This window comes from Paramagnetospirillum magneticum AMB-1, assembly GCF_000009985.1.
In the GTDB taxonomy this organism is placed as follows: Bacteria; Pseudomonadota; Alphaproteobacteria; order Rhodospirillales; family Magnetospirillaceae; genus Phaeospirillum; species Phaeospirillum magneticum.
Window position 1 is genome coordinate 3,783,144 of the sequence record NC_007626.1, and the last position, 16,882, is coordinate 3,800,025.

At 67.6% G+C, this 16,882-nt stretch carries 14 protein-coding genes; 8 read left to right on the forward strand and 6 right to left on the reverse strand.

The window, feature by feature from the left end; genetic code table 11:
• Window position 1: 1 nt before the first annotated feature.
• The 7 genes from AMB_RS17445 to AMB_RS17475 all read left to right on the forward strand — a co-directional run bounded on the left by AMB_RS17445 (window position 2) and on the right by AMB_RS17475 (window position 8,073).
• A complete protein-coding gene (locus tag AMB_RS17445; protein WP_011385808.1) occupies window positions 2-553 on the forward strand; it encodes a SiaB family protein kinase in 552 nt (183 codons plus the stop codon).
• A gap of 7 nt (window positions 554-560) precedes the next feature.
• Window positions 561-944: a DUF1987 domain-containing protein gene (locus AMB_RS17450; RefSeq protein WP_043745023.1), complete on the forward strand. Its 384-nt coding sequence runs from the start codon at window positions 561-563 to the stop codon at window positions 942-944.
• Window positions 945-949: 5 nt separating this feature from the next.
• Window positions 950-1,987, forward strand: coding sequence for a sensor histidine kinase (locus AMB_RS17455; RefSeq protein ID WP_043745026.1), 1,038 nt, complete (start codon window positions 950-952; stop codon window positions 1,985-1,987).
• Window positions 1,988-2,168: 181 nt separating this feature from the next.
• Window positions 2,169-3,602: a sensor domain-containing diguanylate cyclase gene (locus AMB_RS17460; protein WP_011385811.1), complete on the forward strand. Its 1,434-nt coding sequence runs from the start codon at window positions 2,169-2,171 to the stop codon at window positions 3,600-3,602.
• 84 nt (window positions 3,603-3,686) lie between these two features.
• Complete coding sequence (locus tag AMB_RS17465) at window positions 3,687-4,448, forward strand: substrate-binding periplasmic protein (protein WP_011385812.1); 762 nt, start codon at window positions 3,687-3,689, stop codon at window positions 4,446-4,448.
• Between the two features lie 24 nt (window positions 4,449-4,472).
• Window positions 4,473-6,002: a PP2C family protein-serine/threonine phosphatase gene (locus AMB_RS17470; protein ID WP_011385813.1), complete on the forward strand. Its 1,530-nt coding sequence runs from the start codon at window positions 4,473-4,475 to the stop codon at window positions 6,000-6,002.
• A gap of 70 nt (window positions 6,003-6,072) precedes the next feature.
• On the forward strand, window positions 6,073-8,073 hold the full coding sequence (locus AMB_RS17475; protein ID WP_011385814.1) for an FAD-dependent oxidoreductase: 2,001 nt from the start codon (window positions 6,073-6,075) through the stop codon (window positions 8,071-8,073).
• A gap of 121 nt (window positions 8,074-8,194) precedes the next feature.
• Here AMB_RS17475 and AMB_RS17480 read toward each other — a convergent pair whose 3' ends face one another.
• The 4 genes from AMB_RS17480 to AMB_RS17495 form a co-directional block, all read right to left on the reverse strand.
• Entirely contained in the window at window positions 8,195-9,385 is a 1,191-nt protein-coding gene (locus AMB_RS17480; RefSeq protein WP_011385815.1) for an NAD(P)/FAD-dependent oxidoreductase, read from the reverse strand.
• A 10-nt stretch (window positions 9,386-9,395) separates the two neighbouring features.
• Window positions 9,396-10,487, reverse strand: a complete 1,092-nt coding sequence (locus tag AMB_RS17485; RefSeq protein ID WP_011385816.1) for a hypothetical protein — start codon at window positions 10,485-10,487, stop codon at window positions 9,396-9,398.
• Window positions 10,488-10,558: 71 nt separating this feature from the next.
• Window positions 10,559-11,059 carry a hypothetical protein gene (locus AMB_RS17490; RefSeq protein ID WP_011385817.1) on the reverse strand — a complete coding sequence of 167 codons (501 nt, stop codon included), beginning with the start codon at window positions 11,057-11,059 and terminating at the stop codon, window positions 10,559-10,561.
• Between the two features lie 41 nt (window positions 11,060-11,100).
• The gene (locus AMB_RS17495; protein ID WP_043745029.1) at window positions 11,101-12,261 is read right to left on the reverse strand and encodes a GNAT family N-acetyltransferase; all 1,161 of its coding nucleotides are present in this window, start codon (window positions 12,259-12,261) and stop codon (window positions 11,101-11,103) included.
• Between the two features lie 137 nt (window positions 12,262-12,398).
• Between AMB_RS17495 and AMB_RS17500 the strand changes: the two genes are divergently transcribed.
• Window positions 12,399-14,006 (forward strand): FAD-binding oxidoreductase, encoded by a 1,608-nt coding sequence (locus tag AMB_RS17500; protein ID WP_011385819.1) that lies wholly within the window; start codon window positions 12,399-12,401, stop codon window positions 14,004-14,006.
• Here AMB_RS17500 and AMB_RS17505 read toward each other — a convergent pair whose 3' ends face one another.
• A complete protein-coding gene (locus AMB_RS17505; RefSeq protein WP_043745031.1) occupies window positions 14,007-15,809 on the reverse strand; it encodes a sensor histidine kinase in 1,803 nt (600 codons plus the stop codon). It lies immediately after the preceding gene.
• Window positions 15,806-16,582 carry a phosphate/phosphite/phosphonate ABC transporter substrate-binding protein gene (locus AMB_RS17510; protein WP_231848878.1) on the reverse strand — a complete coding sequence of 259 codons (777 nt, stop codon included), beginning with the start codon at window positions 16,580-16,582 and terminating at the stop codon, window positions 15,806-15,808. Before AMB_RS17510 ends, AMB_RS17505 begins: the two co-directional genes overlap by 4 nt.
• Between the last annotated feature and the right edge of the window lie 300 nt (window positions 16,583-16,882).

The following is a 16,882-nucleotide window of genomic DNA, read 5'->3' on the forward strand; positions in this document are numbered from 1 at the left end:
CATGCTTGCGAAACATTACAGGTCGTTCAAACACGACCTTGACCAGCGCGGCATCATTTTCTCGTTCTCGGGCTATCTGTCCGAGGAGATTCTGTATTCCCTGGGCAATGCGCTGCGCCAGAAGATGACGCTGGAGGATGCCAACGTCACCACCGTGAAAAAGGTGTTCTCGGTCTTCGTGGAGCAGGCTCAGAACATCATCCGCTATTCGGCCGACAAGCTGTCGGGCGACAAGGGCAAGGCCATCGAGCTGTCGTCGGGCATGGTGACCATCGGCACCGAAAACGACCGGTTCTTCATCGTCTGCGCCAATGTGGTGCTGGCCGCCGACGAGCCGCGCCTGCGCGAACGGCTGGAACTGCTGCGGTCCATGGATCGCGACGCCATCAAGGCGTACTACAAGGAACAGCTGCGCGAGGCGCCGGAAGAACAGAGCAAGGGCGCCACCATCGGATTGATCGAGATCGCCCGGCGTGCCAGCGAACCCATCGAGTTCGATTTCGATCCCATCGACGACCAGAAGTTCTTCTTCTGCATGAAGGTATCCATCTGAGGTGCTTATGGAAAACTTGACGATCGCGGCAACGGAGCGCTCGCCCGCCGTGGATTTCGATTTCGCCGCCGGGCGTCTCAGCCTGAAGGGCGAATCCTATCCCGAGGACGCATCGGCCGTGTTCGGCCCCATCTTCGCCGCCCTGGAGACCTTCCTCGGAGCCGCCGGGGACCGCGAGGTCACGTTCGATTTCGAACTCATCTATTTCAACAGCTCCAGCGCCAAGGCGCTGATGAACATGTTCCAGATGCTCGATCAGGCGGCCGGAGCCGGCTGCCGGCTCCAGGTCAACTGGTTCTATGCCGCCGACGACGACACCATGAAGGAGTTCGGCGAGGATTTCAGCGAAGACCTCGATCACGTCGGCTTTCATCTGGTGGCGGTCGAGTAGGGCCGTTGAACGGTTTCAACCTCTTCGACGCCGAGGAGAAGAGCCTGGAGCAGGCCGAGGACCTGCGCCGCCAGTTGGAGCAGGCCCCCGCCCCCGTCCGGGACGGCATTTCCTCGCTGGTGGAAGCCTACCGCCGCTCGGTGCGCGAACAGCGCCGTCTGGTCCGCGTGTCGGACCGCCTGCAGGCCCAGCTGGCCACGGTCAACCAGGAGCTGGGCAAGCGCAAGGCCGAGGCCGAGGACGCCCTGGAAGACCTGAAGGCCGCCCAGGAATCCCTGGTCCAGGCGGAAAAGCTGGCCTCGCTGGGCGCCCTGGTGGGCGGCGTCGCCCACGAGATCAACACGCCGGTGGGCATCGCCCTGTCCTGCGCCTCCCATCTGGCGGATTCCACCGGGGCCATGCGCAAGCTGTTCGAGGCCGACGACATCTCGGTCGAGGATTTCGAGCGCTTCATGGACACGGTGAAGGACACCACCGGCCTGATCCTGACCAATGTGGAGCGCGCGGCGGAACTGATCCGCAGCTTCAAGCAGGTGGCCGTGGACCGCACCTCGTCGGAGCGCCGCCGCTTCGATCTGGCCACCTATATCCGCGAGACCCTGTTCAGCCTGGGGCCCCATCTGCGGCAGGCGGGCCATACGGTGCGCCTGGACTGCCCCGAGGGCATCGTCATGGACAGCTATCCCGGCGCCCTGTCCCAGGTGCTGGGCAATTTCGTCATGAACTCGCTGGTCCATGGCTACGAGCCGGGCGAGCTGGGCACGCTGTCCATGACCGTCGAGCGCGAAGGCGCCGACCAGGTGCGCCTGACCTATGCCGATGACGGCAAGGGAATTCCCGAGGACAATCTGGGGCGTATCTTCGACCCCTTCTTCACCACCCGGCGCGGCAGCGGCGGCTCGGGCCTGGGGCTGCACATCGTCTACAACCTGGTGACCGGCCCGCTGGGCGGCAGCGTCGCCGCCGAATCGCCCCCGGGGGGCGGGACACGGTTCACGGTGCAGTTGCCCCTCAGCCCCTGGAGTGCGTCAGCTTTAAGCTGAAGCACTCCAGGATTTTGTCTGTACGAAAAAGCTCCGCTTTTTCAGGGCTCAAGCACCGCTCGGGCTTAAGAGTTCTTCGACGTTCCGATTCAGCTTAAGTGCGAAGAACTCTAATCCTTCGTCACACTCCGGCTCAATGCGGGGGTGGCACGACCAATGGACAGGGTGGAACATCAAGTCCATGAGCAAGAGTACGGACGACAGAACCAAGCTCAGTCTGCGCCGGGCCACGCGCCCCCGGGAGGCCGATGGCGCCGCCCCCTGGCCGGTGCTGGTGGTCGACGACGACCCGGACGTTCATTCCATGACCCGGGTGCTGCTGCGCGATTTCAGTTTCCAGGGCAAGGGGTTCGAGGTCATCAGCGCCATGTCGGGGACCGAGGCCCGCGCCGTGCTGGCCCGGCGGGCCGATATCCCGGTCATGCTGCTGGACGTGGTGATGGAGACCCCCGACGCCGGTCTGTCGCTGATCCGCCACGTGCGCGACGACCTGGGCAACCGGCGCCTTGCCATCGTGCTGCGCACCGGCCAGCCGGGCGAGGCGCCCGAGCGCGACGTCATGCTCGCCTACGACATCAACGACTACCGCTCCAAGACCGAGCTGACCGCCCAGAAGCTGTTCACCTCGCTGATCGGCGGATTGCGGTCGTGGATCTATCTGTCGACCATCGAGGCCATGGCCTCGACCCTGGAACGCCGGGTGACCGAACGGACCTGCCAGTTGGACGAGGCGCGGCGCTTCGCCGAAAGCCTGGTGGAACTGCTGCCCAATCCCTTGTGGTTCACCGACCCCGACGGCTCGCTGCGGCTGTACAACCGCGCCTTCCGCGAGATGTTCGGCGTGGATTCCGGAGATTGGCACGGCCAGCCCACCCATGGGGTGCTGCCCCAGCCGCTGGCCGGGCTGGACCAGATGGCCGATATGAGCCTGAAGGTGGGTGGGCCGGGCGGATTGGCCTTCGAGGCCTCCCTGGACCATCAGGACGGACAGCGGACCCTGGTGGTGAACAAGGGGCTGGTGCGCAGCGATTGCCGCGGCACGGCGGACGAGCCCATGGGCACCATCGGCATCGTCACCGACATCACCGAGCGCAAGCACATGGAAAGCCAGCTGCGCCATCTGGCCACCACCGACGAGTTGACCGGCTGCCTCAACCGCCGGGCGTTCTTCGTCGCCGCCGAGCAGGAGCTGGAGCGGGCCAGCCGCTATGGCAACGCCGTTTCGGTGCTGATGATCGACATCGATCATTTCAAGCAGGTCAACGACCGCCATGGCCACGCCGTGGGCGACAAGGCGCTGAAGGCCGCCACCGCCGCCATCCGCGCCAATCTGCGCGAAATCGATTCGTTCGGCCGGCTGGGAGGCGAGGAATTCGCCGCCATGCTGCCGGAAACGACGCTGGCCGGCGCCCTGCTGGTGGCCGAGCGCCTGCGCCAGGCGGTGGAAGCCATCGCCCTGCCGCTGGGAGACGATCAGCCGCCGCTTCGCCTCACCACCAGTCTGGGCGTCGCCGAGCGCCAGCCGGGCGAGGTCGCCGTGGACCAGGTTCTGGCCCGCGCCGACACGGCGCTTTACCGCGCCAAGGCCGAAGGCCGCAACCGCGTCCTGGCCTGAAGGCCGTCAACACCCCTTTCCCATCCCGCCTACGTAGGGCATAGTGCACAAATTGTGACCTATTGTAGCGGAGGGGGGACGCCGTTGCTGAGAGCGTATCTCGTCATCCTTGGCATGCTGATGGCGCTTCCCGCCTGGGCGGGGCAGGTCGTCAAGGTGGGAGGCTACGAGTTCGCCCCCTTCGTCGAGATGAACGCGGCAGGCAAGCCCGACGGTCTGGCCCTGCGCCTGATCGAGGCCATGAACGCCCATCAGGACCGCTTCACCTTCCAGTTCGTCCCCACCTCGCCCAACCGCCGGTACAAGGATTTCGAAGCCGGCCAGTTCGACGTCATCCTGTTCGAGAGCCCCGATTGGGGCTGGGTCGAGCGCAAGCTGCCGATCCAGCCCTCCCGCGTCTTCCTCGACGGCGGCGAGATCTACATCACCCAGGCCAAGCCGGGGCGCGACCAGGGCTTCTTCGCCGAGCTGGGGGACAAGCGCATGGTGGGCATTCTCGGCTACCACTACGGCTTCGCCGGGTTCGAGGCCGACCCCGCCGTTCTGGCGTCGCGCTTCCGCATGGCCCTGGTCAACGACAACGCCGCCAGTATCGAGATGATCCTCAAGGAGCGTGGCGACGTGGCGGTGGTCACCGATGCCTATCTCAAGCGCTGGCTGCGCTCGCGTCCCGAGGCCCGGAGCAGGCTGCTGGTGTCCGAGCGCTTCGACCAGCGCTATGCCCACCACGCCCTGGTGCGCGCCGGCGGCGCCTTTACCGCCGCCGACATGGACCGCCTGCTGGACGCCATGGACAAGGACGGCACCCTGGCGGGGCTGTGGCGCAATTTCGGCATCAAGGACTGAAGCGGTCATGAGCCAGGCCCGATCATGAGCCAGGACGGAACGCCTTCCTCCCAGGACCTGGCGATGGGCCGGGGCCTGGCGGTCAAGATGTTCGCCGCCACCATGCCGGTGCTGGTGCTGGTTGTGCTGCTGACCCAGGCCGGTCTGGGCTGGATCAACTACCATGCCCGGCTGGGGGCCCTGGCCAACCGGGCCGACCTCATCGCCACCCTGACCGCCCAAGCCATCGCCCGGCCGCTGTGGAACCTGGACCGTCCCATCTATCAGGCCCAGGTGGAGGCCCTGACCAGCGACCCCGGCTTCCTGCAGGCCCGGGTCCTGGACGAGACCGGCCAGCCGGTCCTGGCGCTGGGAAGCGCCCCGGCCGCCGACGGAACCTCGCTCACGGTCCTCAAGCCGGTGATCGAGCCCGGCGGAACCAAGACCATCGGCACCTTCGAACTGACCCTGTCCAAGGCAGAACTGGAAAAGGACGACCGCATCCAGATCGGCCTGGGCGTCGGCACCGTCCTGGTGCTGCTGGTCACCGCCTTCGCCATTTTGCACAACGCCACCCGGCGGCTGATCCTCGGCCCGCTGGGGCGCCTGCTGGACGCCATGGCCCGGGTGGAGCGCAAGGACTGGACCCAGGTCGGGTGGAGCAGCGGCGACGAGATCGGCCGGGTGGTCACCGCCTTCAACCACATGGTCGACGGCCTGCGGTCGGGCGACGAGGCCAAGCGCCTGCTCCGGGAGCTGGAGATTGCCCAGTCCCGCCTGATCGAGAACAATGCCGCCCTGGAAGCCGCCAATCGCCTGGTGCTCGACAGCATCGGCTATGCCCGCAAGATTCAGGACGGCCTGCTGCCCGACGCCTCCACCCTGGGCGATTCCGTGCGCGAATTCCATGTGAGCTGGAACCCGCTGCAGCAAGTGGGCGGCGATTATTACTGGCTGCACCGCCTGGGGCGGCGCGCCACCCTTCTCCTGGCCGATTGCACCGGCCATGGCGTGCCCGGCGCCTTCATGACCGTGGTGGTGGCCACCGCCCTGGACCGCATCCTGGTGGAAGGCGGCGAGATGCTGCCCTCGGAAATCCTGTGCCGCCTGGACAAGGCGGTGCGGGAACGCCTGCGCCAGGACCGCCCCGACGGCTCCTCCGATGACGGGCTCGACGCGGCGGTCTGCCTGTGGGACGGGGAAACCCAGACCCTGACCTTCGCCGGCGCCAATCTGCCCCTGGTCACCTGCCGCGACGGCCAGATCGGCGTGGTCAAGGGCAACCGCCACAGCCTGGGCTATCGCACCGGCGCCACCCCGCAATCCTTCGACGACCACGTCCTGCCCATGGAGCCCGGCACCGCCGTCTATCTCTTCACCGACGGCATGACCGATCATGTGGGCGGCGAGCCGCCCCGGCTGTACGGCCGCCGGCGCCTGCTGGACCTGATCCAGGCCACCTCCCACCTGGCGCTGCACCTTCAGGTGGATCGCATCGAGCAGGCCCTGGCCGAGCATCGCGGCGGGCAAAACCGCCGCGACGACATGACCATCATGGCCTTCCGCCCCTACTGACCGGTTCGGGAGATTGCGCCGCCGGCCGCATTCGGCATAATGGTACCTTAATGCCATTATGAGGACCGCCATGCGCCACCGCCATCTGCTGTCGCCCATCACGTTCCGGGGGGTCACCCTTCCCAACCGCATGATCATGGGCTCCATGCATCTGGGCTTCGAGGCACTGCCCGACGCCTGGTCCCGTCTGGCCGAGTTCTACACCGAGCGCGCCAGGGGCGGCATCGGCCTGATCGTCACCGGCGGCGTGGCGCCCAACCAGCAAGGGCGGTTCGGCCCCGACGGCACGGTGCTGACCTCCGAGGCCGAGCTTCCCGGCCACCGCCTGATCACCCAGGCGGTCCACGCCCAGGGCGGGCGCATCATCATGCAAATCCTCCATTGCGGCCGTTATTCCCGCATGAAGGACATCGTGGCGCCGTCGGCGATCCGTGCCCCTATCAACAGCCAGGCCCCCCGCGAGCTGTCCGATGCCGAGATCGTCCAGACCATCGCCGACTATGCCGAATGCGCCCGGCTGGCCGTGCTGGCGGGCTATGACGGCGTCGAGGTGATGGCGTCGGAAGGCTATCTGATCAACGAGTTCCTGGCGCTCCGCACCAACAAGCGCACCGACCGCTGGGGCGGCGACCTGCACGGCCGCATGCGTTTCCTGGTGGAGATCGTCCGCGCCGTCCGCGCCGCCCTGGGCGAGGCCGCCATGATGAGCGTGCGCCTGTCCATGGTCGATCTGGTGGAGGATGGCCTGGCCGCCGAGGAGGTGGTGGCGGTGGCCCGGGCCATCGAGGCCGAGGGCTGCGACCTGATCAACAGCGGCATCGGCTGGCACGAGGCCCGGGTGCCGACCATCGCCCACACCGTGCCCCAGGGCGCCTGGAGCTGGGCCACCGCCCGGGTCAAGGCGGCGGTCGGCATTCCCGTGGCGGCCAGCAACCGCATCAAGACTCCCGACCTTGCCGAATCCCTGATCGCCGAGGGCCAGTGCGATCTGGTCAGCATGGCGCGGCCCCTGCTGGCCGACCCCGCCTTCGCCGCCAAGGTGGCGGCGGGCGAGCCCGACAGCATCAACGCCTGCATCGGCTGCAACCAGGGCTGCCTCGACCCCATCTTCTCCGGCGGCGCCGCCACCTGTCTGGTCAACCCCCGGGCCGGACGCGAGGGCGAGTTCATGTCCCGCCCCCCCTGCGAGACCCAGCGCGTTGCCGTGGTGGGCGGCGGGCCGGCGGGGATGGCCTGTGCCCTGGACGCCGCCCGGCGCGGCCATGACGTCACCCTGTTCGATGCCGCCCCGGAGCTGGGCGGCCAGTTCATCCTGGCCCGCGCCGTCCCGGGCAAGGAGGAATACCTCGCCACGCCCAGCTATTACGCCCAGGCCCTGAAGCAGGCCGGCGTGACGCTGCGCCTGGGCCATGCCGCCACCGCCGCCGAGTTGCTGCCCTTCGCCCGCATCGTGCTGGCCACGGGCATCCGACCGCGCCGGCTCGACCTGCCCGGCGCCGACCATCCCAAAGTGGTGGGCTACGAGGACATCCTGTCGGGCCGCCAGCGGGCCGGCGCCCGAGTGGCCATCATGGGCTCGGGCGGTATCGGCTTCGATACCGCGCTCTATCTGGTGGGCGAGGACTTCGAGGCCGACTTCAACGCCGAATGGGGCATCGACCGCGCCTTCACCGGACGCGGCGGGCTGGCCGAGCCGGTGGCCCCACCGCCGCCCCGGCGCGCCGTCACCATGCTCCAGCGCAAGGCTGATCGCCCCGGCGCCGGCCTGGGCAAGACCACGGGATGGATTCACAAGGCCCATCTCCAGCGCCACCATGTGGACATGCTGGCCGGGGTCACCTACCGCTTCATCGACGATGCCGGGCTGCACGTCACCATCAACGGCGAGGACCGCCTGATCGAAGCCGACACCGTGGTGGTCTGCATCGGCCAGGAGCCCCGGGACGATCTGGCCGAGGAATTGAAGGCCCAGGGCCGCCACGTCCATCTGATCGGTGGCGCCCGCGATGCCTCCAGGCTGGATGCGCTGGCGGCGTTCGAGGAGGGGACGCGGTTGGGACTGGCGCTGTGATCATTGGGCTATCGCCCAAGCCCATTTGGGGCGATGCCCCAAACCCCCTTTATTTTCAGAAATAAGGGAGGTTTGGAGGTTTCCTCCAACCGGGGTCGGGGCGGGAGCCCCGCGTCAGCCTCTACACGCTCATCCCCGCCACCCAACCCGACGACCACGCCCACTGGAAGTTATAGCCGCCCAGCCAGCCGGCCACGTCCACCGCCTCGCCGATGAAATGCAGGCCGGGATGGGACTTGGCCGCCATGGTCTTAGAGGACAGCCCGGCGGTGTCAACGCCGCCCAGGGTGACCTCGGCGGTGCGGTAGCCCTCGCTGCCCGCCGGAACCAGCGGCCATTCCGACAGCAGGCGGGCCAGCCCGGCCAGGGCGGCATTCGTCGACTGACCGATCGGTCGACCGAGCAGACCGGCCCGCTCCGTCAGGGCGCGGGCCAGGCGGGCGGGCAGCAATTCGCCCACGACGGTCTCCACCTGGGCATTGGGCCGGGCGGCCTTGCGCTCCAGCAGGCGGGCATTGGCATCCAGGTCGGGCAACAGATTGACCATGATCGGCTGACCGGTCAGCCAGTATGAACTGATCTGCAGCACCGCCGGTCCCGACAGACCGCGATGGGTGAACAGCAGGGCCTCGCGGAAGCGGGTCTTGCCGAAGCGGAGTTCAGCCGGCACGGCGATGCCCGCCAGATCACGCATGAGGTCGAGATCGGCCCCGGTGAAGGTCAGCGGCACCAGTCCGGGCCGGGGAGGCACCACCGACAGGCCATAACGCCCAGCCAGGGTATGGGCGAAGCCGGTGGCGCCGATCTTCGGCACCGATAGCCCGCCGGTGGCGATCACCAGGGCGGGGGCGCAATAGCCGCCCCGGCTGGTGGCCACCTGGAACGGCCCCTCGCCGGTCACCGCGCCGAGTTTGGCCTCCAGCACCACCTCCACCCCGCCCGCGCCGCATTCCGACAGCAGCATGGCGACGATATCGGCGGCCGAATTGTCGCAGAACAGCTGCCCGTGCTCGCGCTCGTGCCAGGCGATGCGGTGGCGCTTCATAAGGTCCAGGAAATCGGCGGGGCCGAAACGCTTCAGCGCCGAGGTGGCGTAATGGGGATTGGCCGATAAATACTGGGCCGGGGTGACGGTGCGGTTGGTGAAGTTGCACTTGCCGCCGCCGGAGATGAGGATTTTCCTCCCCGGCTGGTCGTTGTGGTCCAGCACCACCACCCGCTTGCCGCGCCCGGCGGCCACGGCGGCGCACATCAGCCCGGCGGCACCGGCACCGATCACGATCACGTCGAAGGCGGAGGAAGAATGGCTCATGGCCGGACTTCTACCCCATCCGGTCGCGCCACTCCAGCAGGCGGTAGACCGCGCGGCCCAGGGTCAGTCCGTCGCCCAGGCCCGAGGCGGTCAGATCGGCATGGGCCAGATTGCCCAGGCGATAGAATTGCCCATGGGGCACCGCCGCCGCCAGGGACTCGCCCTCGCCCACCGGCACGATGCGGTCGTCGGCTCCGTGGATGACCAGCAGTTCCGGCCCGAAGCCCGAGAGATCGCGGGCGGCAAGGTCGAGCCGGCCGATCTCGTCCCCGATCCCCGGCGGCAGGCCGTCCAGCAGATCCGCCACGCGGCCGGGGTCTTCGTTGTCGAGCAGCGCCATGACGGCGCGGCCCTGCGGCCCCAGCCGAGGGGTCAGATCATCGATCGCCACCCCCAGATCGGCCATGCGCCGCCGGGCGATGGCTTCCAGCAGGGTGCGGTCGCCGGTATCGGTCAGGCGCCGGGCGTTGCTCAGCACGAACACCCACTTGCCATAGGCGTTGGGCTCCAGCCTTTGGCCCTGCCAGAAGCCAGTGGTGAAGAAGCCGATGACGCGCCGCGCGTCATAGGGCGGCCCCACCGCCGCCAGCACCGCCACCTTGGCCGCCACCTCCGGCTCCAGGGACGCCAGCACCGCCGGAATGGCGGCGTAGGAGATGGCGGCCAGGGCGACCCGGTCTCCCGGCGCATGGCGGATCGCCTGGGCCACCTCGGCGGCATCGGCGGCCGACAGGGTCAACGCCTTGGCGCCCAGCAGATCGGGCACCATCACCCGCCACCCCGCCCCCACCAGGGCAGCGGCGAAGCGGACCAGACGGGGATCGTCCTTGCCCGCCACGGCGGCGCCGGGCAGCAGCAGGAGCACCGGCCCGGACTGGCCATAAAGATCGGCCCTTCCACCCGGATACGCCACGGCTTGGGCGGCGACGAATGCGGGCGTGCCGCCCAGGGAGGCCAACAGGCGGATGGTGTCGAAGGCCCGGCGACCGGGCGGCGAGGCGAGGCCGAGAACCATGGCCAGCAGGACGACGAGAATGAGGACTCTGTCATTCCGACGACCTGCGGGAGGAGGAATCTCATCCTGGAACGGTCTGTCCGACATTGAAACGGTGCTCCAGGTGGAGATCCCTCGCTCTCGCTCGGGATGACACTCTCAAACGAGGCCCGACCGCCTCACACCTCGATCTCGCCCAGCTTGGCCTGGGTTTCCTTCAGGCGGTCGGCCTTCTTCTTCATGTCGTGTTCCATGCGCTTGATGCGCTTGTCCAGGTCCTCGATATGGGCGAGACGCTCCTGCCGCTTCTGCTTGTTGTAGCCCGAGGCGAAGCGCTTGATGCCCCAATCGGCGGTCACGAAGAACAGGGCGGCCCCGGCCACCAGCGTGACCACCGCCGCCACGCCGCCATAGGCGCTGTTGACCGCCACCATGGCGCCCCAGAAGCCGATGGTCACCAGGGACGAGGCCGAGGCCAGCACCAGCCGGTTGACCGTCTGGTCATAGCGCATCTGGCGCTTTTCATGCTCGCGCATGGCGTTGACGATCTCTTCGCGGGCGATGGCCTGCCAGGTGCGGAACGACATGCCCTTGACCGTCCGGTTATCGCGGATGGTCTGTTCCAGCTTGCGCACCAGATAATCGGCTTTCTGTTCCGGCGTCGGGCCTTCGGCGGCCAAGTCTGCCTCCCTATGTTGGACGGGGGCAGTCTAATCAACCCTTATCCCTTCCGGAAAGGGCCTTCCTCGGTCTGGCTCGCCATATCCTCGGTCACCATGGCGCGCTCGTGGACGAGGTAGCGGGCCACCGGCTCGGCCAGACGGGAATCGGCGATCCAGTGGGCGGAATAGGTGGCATTGGGCAGATAGCCCCGGCTGACCTTGTGCTCGCCCTGGGCACCGGCCTCGACGCGGGCCAGTCCTTGGGCGATGGCGAAATCCAGCGCCCGGTAATAGCAGGCCTCGAAATGCAGGAAGTCCACATGGCGCCCCCCACCCCAGGTGCGGCCGTAAAGGGTGTCGCCACCCAGCATGTTGAAGGCGGCGCCCAGCGGCTCGCCGCCGTCTTCGGCCCAGACCAGCACCACGCTGTCGGCCAGGGCCGAGGCCGACAATTCCTCGAAGAAGGCGCGGCTGACATAGGCGCGGCCCCATTTGCGGTCGACCACCGCCTGATAGAAGGCGTGAAAGACATCCCAGTGCCGCGCCTTGACGTCACCGCCCACCAGGGTGGAAAGCCTTATGCCGGTGCGCGCCACCGCGTCGCGCTCCTTGCGGATCTGCTTGCGCTTGCGCGACGAGAGTTGCCCCAGGAAGTCATCGAAGCTTTGATAGCCCGGGTTGGTCCAGTGGTACTGGCTGCCCAGGCGCTGAAGGTAGCCCGCCTCGCCCAGGCCCTCGTACTCGTCGCCGCCGGGAAAGGTGACGTGCACCGAACTGACGCCCAGCCGCCGGGCCAGATCCACCATGGAGGCGGCCAGCACGCGGCGCAGCCTCGGACCGTCCTCGCCGGGACGGACCAGCAGGCGCGGCCCGGTGACGGGGGTGAAGGGCACGGCGCATTGCAGCTTGGGGTAATACTGGCCGCCCGCCCGTTCATAGGCCTGGGCCCAGCTCCAGTCGAAGACGTATTCGCCGAAGGAATGACTTTTCAGGTAAAGGGGCGCCGCCGCCAGCAAACGGCCCTCGCCGTCGCGCGCCGCCAGATGGCGCGGCGTCCATCCCGTCTGGGGTGACGCCGAACCGGAACGCTCCATGGCAAGAAGAAAAGCATGCCGGATGAAGGGGTTGGCTGTCCCCGCGCACTCATCCCACTCGGCGGCGCCGACCTCGGAGATGGCGGACAGGACGGTGACGGTCAGGGGCTTGCTTCCATCGGGCATGAGCCAAAGATGAGGTCTTTCCGGAAGAATTCCAAGATGCGCATGGCCGTCATGACGCATCCCGCCCCTTCGGGGAGTATCAATTCCTGCCCGGGAAATGCTATGGGAGGGCCGCCCCTTCCCGAACCCTGCGGATCATGAGCGCTTCCATCGACTTCTCATCGCTGCCCCAGGCCGAGCTGACCGACGACGGCGGCAAGCCCCTCCGGGCCCGGCTGCTCGCCACCCACGACATCGCCGCGGCGGTGGCCGAGGCGGTGCGCGCCAATTGGGCGGTGATGCCGGCCGGCGGCCTGACCAGCGCCATCGGCTCGTATGACTACAAGGACGAGGAGATCCAGGGCTTCGCAGGCATCGTCGCCATCCGCCCCAAGGGCGCCCTGGCCGCCGAGATGGTCGGCGCCGACACGCCGCTGACCGACCTGAAGACCCATCAGGTGGCCGTCGATGCGGACAAGGGGCTGGTCTCGGCCGGCGCCGGCCTGACCTTCACCCAGGTCAACGCCGCCCTGGCCGAAGCGGTCGGCCCCAATGCCCGCCTGCTGGTGGACCTCACCAGCATCGGCTCGGCCTTTGTCGGCGGCGTGGTGGCCACCGGCGGCATGGGGCCGCTGCGCCTGTCGCCCCTGGGCACCCTCGACGCCGTCTGCCTGGCCGATGGCGGCGATCAGGCCCGTCTGGTCGAGGGCGACGCCCTGGCCGCCGTGCAGGGCCTGCAGGGCTGGACCGGCATGGTGGCCGCCGCCCGGTTCCGCTACGTCCAGGTTCCCACCGGCGAGTTCGGGCTGGTCCTGCCGGTGCAGGGCTCGGACGTGGACACCATCGCCGGATTGCTGTCCTGGCTGCGGCCCTGGACCCGGATCGCCCTGCCGACCGAGCCCGGCGGCCGCATCACCGGCGAGGGCGGCGAGACGGTGCTGAACGGCATCGAGCTGGTCAGCCGCGATTCCCTGGAAGCCTTCATCGAACATTCCGAGGAGCCCGCCCGCTCCAAGGCGCAAGGGCTGCTGCAGTCCTGCGAATACGCGGGCGCCGACATGCTGGCCTGCCTGACCGGCTGGTCGGAATTGTCCATCGACGATGTGCTGATGAGCCTTCTCGACCCCGAGACCGAGACCATCGGCGGGGTGATGATCGATTTCGGCGTCGGCTTCTCGTCCGGCGCCGAGATGGAGACCTTCCGCGCCATCCGCGAAGGCGCCCCCGATCTGGCCCGCACCCGGGCGCGCGTGGTCCAGCCGGGCAAGCTGAAGCCGTGGAGCACGTCCACCGACATCAACATCGTGCTGCCCGCCGATACCGGCGCCATCGTCGCCGTGCTGGAGGCCTATGCCGATTACCGCTCGGCCATCCGCTCCCTGGCCCGCGAGCTGAAGGGCGCGCTGGAGGTGGAGCTGTCGGCCTATGGCCACCTGTCGCCGTCAGGCATCGATCCCCACCACCGGGTGACATTGGTCGCCCCCGAGGGGGCCGAGGCCGCCCTGGCCGGAGCCCGTCAGGCGGTGGCCGCCAACAAGCGCACCCTGATCCACGACCTGATGTTCGCCGCCAAGAGCAACGGCCTGGTGGTGACCGGCGGGGAAAAGGGCGCCCCCTCGTTGGTGGAGATCGCCCGGGCCGCCGGCGGCGAAAACCGCCTGCCCGAGGATCTGAAGGCGGCCTTTGCCCGGACCCGCGCCGCCGTGATGGCGGCTCCGGCCCATTTCAGCTTCCGCGCCCCCGCCGAACTGCGAACGGCCGACTGATCAGACGCCGTCCGGCCGCGCCTCCGTGGGCAGCCAGACATGCACCGTGGTGCCCTTGCCGGGCTCGGATTCCAGCCACAGCCTGCCGCCATGAATCTTGGCGACCTTCAGGGCCGACGCCAGGCCCAGCCCGGCACCGGGGAAGGTGGAGCGGGAATGCAGGCGCGAGAACGGCCGGATGATGGTCTGCAGGTATTGCGGATCGATGCCGATGCCGTTGTCGCCGATGTCGATCCGCCACCCCTCGCCCTCGGCCTCGGCGGTGATCAGCACCTGGGGCGAGACCTCCGGGCGCACGAACTTGATGGCGTTGCTGATCAGGTTCTCGAACAGAATGAACAGCAGCACCGGATCGGCCTGCACCACGGGCAGGTCACCGACCCGGAACTGGGGCGGATTGGCGCCGGAATTGGCGTTGCAATCGGCGATGGCCTGGTCCACTACCCGGCGGCAATCCACCGGCGCGAAAGCGGTCATGGGGCGGTTGGACCGGGTGTAGTCCACCAGGCCCTTGACCAGCAGGCTGAGCTGGTTGGCGCCTTCGCGGATGAAGGTCATGCTGCTCTGCGCCCGCTCGGGCAATTCGGTCCCGAATTCGCGATCCAGGCGCTGGGTATAGGCCAGAATGTAGCGGATGGGCTCCTGCAGGTCGTGGGACGCGGCGAACAGCATGCGCTCCAGTTCGGCCTTGGCCTCTACCGCCACGTCCGAACTGTGCTTTTGCAAGGTGACGTCGCGGATGGACGAGCGCGAGCCCAGGGGGGCACCCTCGCCATCGAAAATGGGCTGCCACGACATGGCGACCCACAGGACGTCGCCCGCCTTGTTGCGGATGCGGAATTCCATGTCCTGGCCGGACTGCCCCCTTTGGGCGGCGGACAGGAACTCGCTCACCTGCGGGCGGTCATCCTCGACCACCAGGGGCAGGGGAAAGCCCTCCATCTTGTGGCATTCGGCGACGCTGTAGCCGGTCACCCGCTCCACCGCCGGATTGACCCAGCGCAGATGCCCGTCGGTGTCGAACCAGTTCTCCCACGCATAGGTGAAATCGGCGATGGCGCGGAAACGCTTCTGGCTGTCGTCCAGGTCCTGGATGCGGCTTTCCACCGCGCTGGACATGGCATTGAACGCCTGGGTCAGCAAAGCGATCTCGTCCCGGCCTTCCAGCTTGAGCCGGAAGGAGAAGTCTCCGCCCGCCACCTTGAGGGAGGCCCGGGTCAGCATGGTGAGATGGCGGGTCAGCCAATAGCCGATGGCCGCCAGCAAAGTAACGGTCAGCACCACCTCGGCAATGGCGATGCCGATGCTCTGGTGCAGCAATTCACGTCGCGCCGTGCCCAGGAAGCGGGTGTCCAGGCCATAGCGGGCCTCGCCGTAGCGCTGGCCCAGAAAGGCGATGTCGAAGGCGCCCTGATACTCGTCCAGCTCGGGCGACAGAACCTTGTCGGCCGATGGCAGGGGGGCGTCAGGCTTGCGCCCCCAGGCGGCCACCACCTTGCCGGCGGTATTGGTCACCACCATGTAGGTGATGCTCTTGGATGCGCCCCAGCCCTCGATGATGCTTTGCAGCGCCGCGTAATCGCGCTCGGCCAACTGGCCGGCCAGGGTGATGTTGTAGGACGCCTCCTGGGCCTGCAGCCGCAATTCCGTGCTGTCGGACAGGTGGGTCTGGATCAGGCGCACGCTGTTGGTCACCAGCAGGGTCAGCATGACCAGTTCCACCAGGACGCTGAACGCCAGCAGACGAAGCCGCAGCGAGTGAACCGGCCGGACCGATGGGGGGCGCGCGTAGCCGAAAGTCAATTGCTGCTCCTGCTGTTGCTCCCGGCCTTCTTTACCATATTGGCATAGGGCCGTGCCTGCTCCATGTCGGCGGCGGAGACGGGGACAAGCCCCTTGAAGCCGCCGGCCGTAAAGAAGGTCCGCCCCCGATCCGTATTCTCGAATTCACCAAGCGCCGTCCGGATGGCCTGGACGGTCTCCGCCCCCAGCCTGGGATGGGCCAGGATGAACTGGTGCGGCATGCTGAGACGGCTGGAAAAGAAGGCAACACGCTCCCGCAGATCCTCGGGGATCTGACGCATCACCGACCCGGAACTGATGGCGGCATCGGCGTCGCCGATGGCCACGGCCCGGATGGCGGTGGAATGACTGGAGACCTCGACCAGATCGTAATCCACGCCGGCGCGCAGGCCGTAATCGACGAACAGCCAGGTCTCGGCCACCACCGATATGGCGGTCAGACGGTCGGCGGTCAGGACGCGCTTGCCGCGCAACTGGCGCGCCTCGCGCAGGGCGCTCTCCTTGGGCACGACGATCAGCGGGGTCAGTTCCAGCTTGTAGCGCGACAGTGGCACATAGCCGCGGTCGGCGGCGATCACCCCGAAATGGGGTGCGGCCACCAGAACATCGAACTCGTCGGCGGCGATATCGTCCAGATAGGCGTGGAAGCTCCCAGAGGTGTAAAGCTCGACCGGACGGCCGAGTGCCTGCTGCAGATGCTGGCGCAACGGATCATAGAGCTTGAGCAGGCTGTGGGTGGCAATGGTCGGCAGCAGGCCGACCCTGATGGGCAAGGAGGGCTTCCCCTCGGCCATCGCCGTTGCGGGCATCGCCAGCAACGCCACAAAAACCACGGCAATGAATCGAACCAGACCCGGGATCATTTTTTCCCCCTACCCGAGTGGGCAACCATAGCATGGTCATAAGACCCGGCAAACCAATTGCGCGAGTATTGTCATGGCCGGCGAGTCACCCACCCGCCTTCTCCGTCCAGGCCCAGGTACCCAGACTCTTGGGATAGGCGGGAATATTTGCCATGCCGACATAAACTATTAAAATCTATGGGGTAGTGTGTACTATGGAAGCTTCCTCCT

Coding starts and splice junctions, on each gene's coding strand:
- AMB_RS17500 (WP_011385819.1), top strand. CDS start 12,399: ATGAGCGCTTCCATCGACTTCTCATCGCTGCCCCAGGCCGAGCTGACC.
- AMB_RS17495 (WP_043745029.1), bottom strand. CDS start 12,261: ATGCCCGATGGAAGCAAGCCCCTGACCGTCACCGTCCTGTCCGCCATC.
- AMB_RS17485 (WP_011385816.1), bottom strand. CDS start 10,487: ATGTCGGACAGACCGTTCCAGGATGAGATTCCTCCTCCCGCAGGTCGT.
- AMB_RS17470 (WP_011385813.1), top strand. CDS start 4,473: ATGAGCCAGGACGGAACGCCTTCCTCCCAGGACCTGGCGATGGGCCGG.
- AMB_RS17450 (WP_043745023.1), top strand. CDS start 561: ATGGAAAACTTGACGATCGCGGCAACGGAGCGCTCGCCCGCCGTGGAT.
- AMB_RS17475 (WP_011385814.1), top strand. CDS start 6,073: ATGCGCCACCGCCATCTGCTGTCGCCCATCACGTTCCGGGGGGTCACC.
- AMB_RS17460 (WP_011385811.1), top strand. CDS start 2,169: ATGAGCAAGAGTACGGACGACAGAACCAAGCTCAGTCTGCGCCGGGCC.
- AMB_RS17445 (WP_011385808.1), top strand. CDS start 2: ATGCTTGCGAAACATTACAGGTCGTTCAAACACGACCTTGACCAGCGC.
- AMB_RS17480 (WP_011385815.1), bottom strand. CDS start 9,385: ATGAGCCATTCTTCCTCCGCCTTCGACGTGATCGTGATCGGTGCCGGT.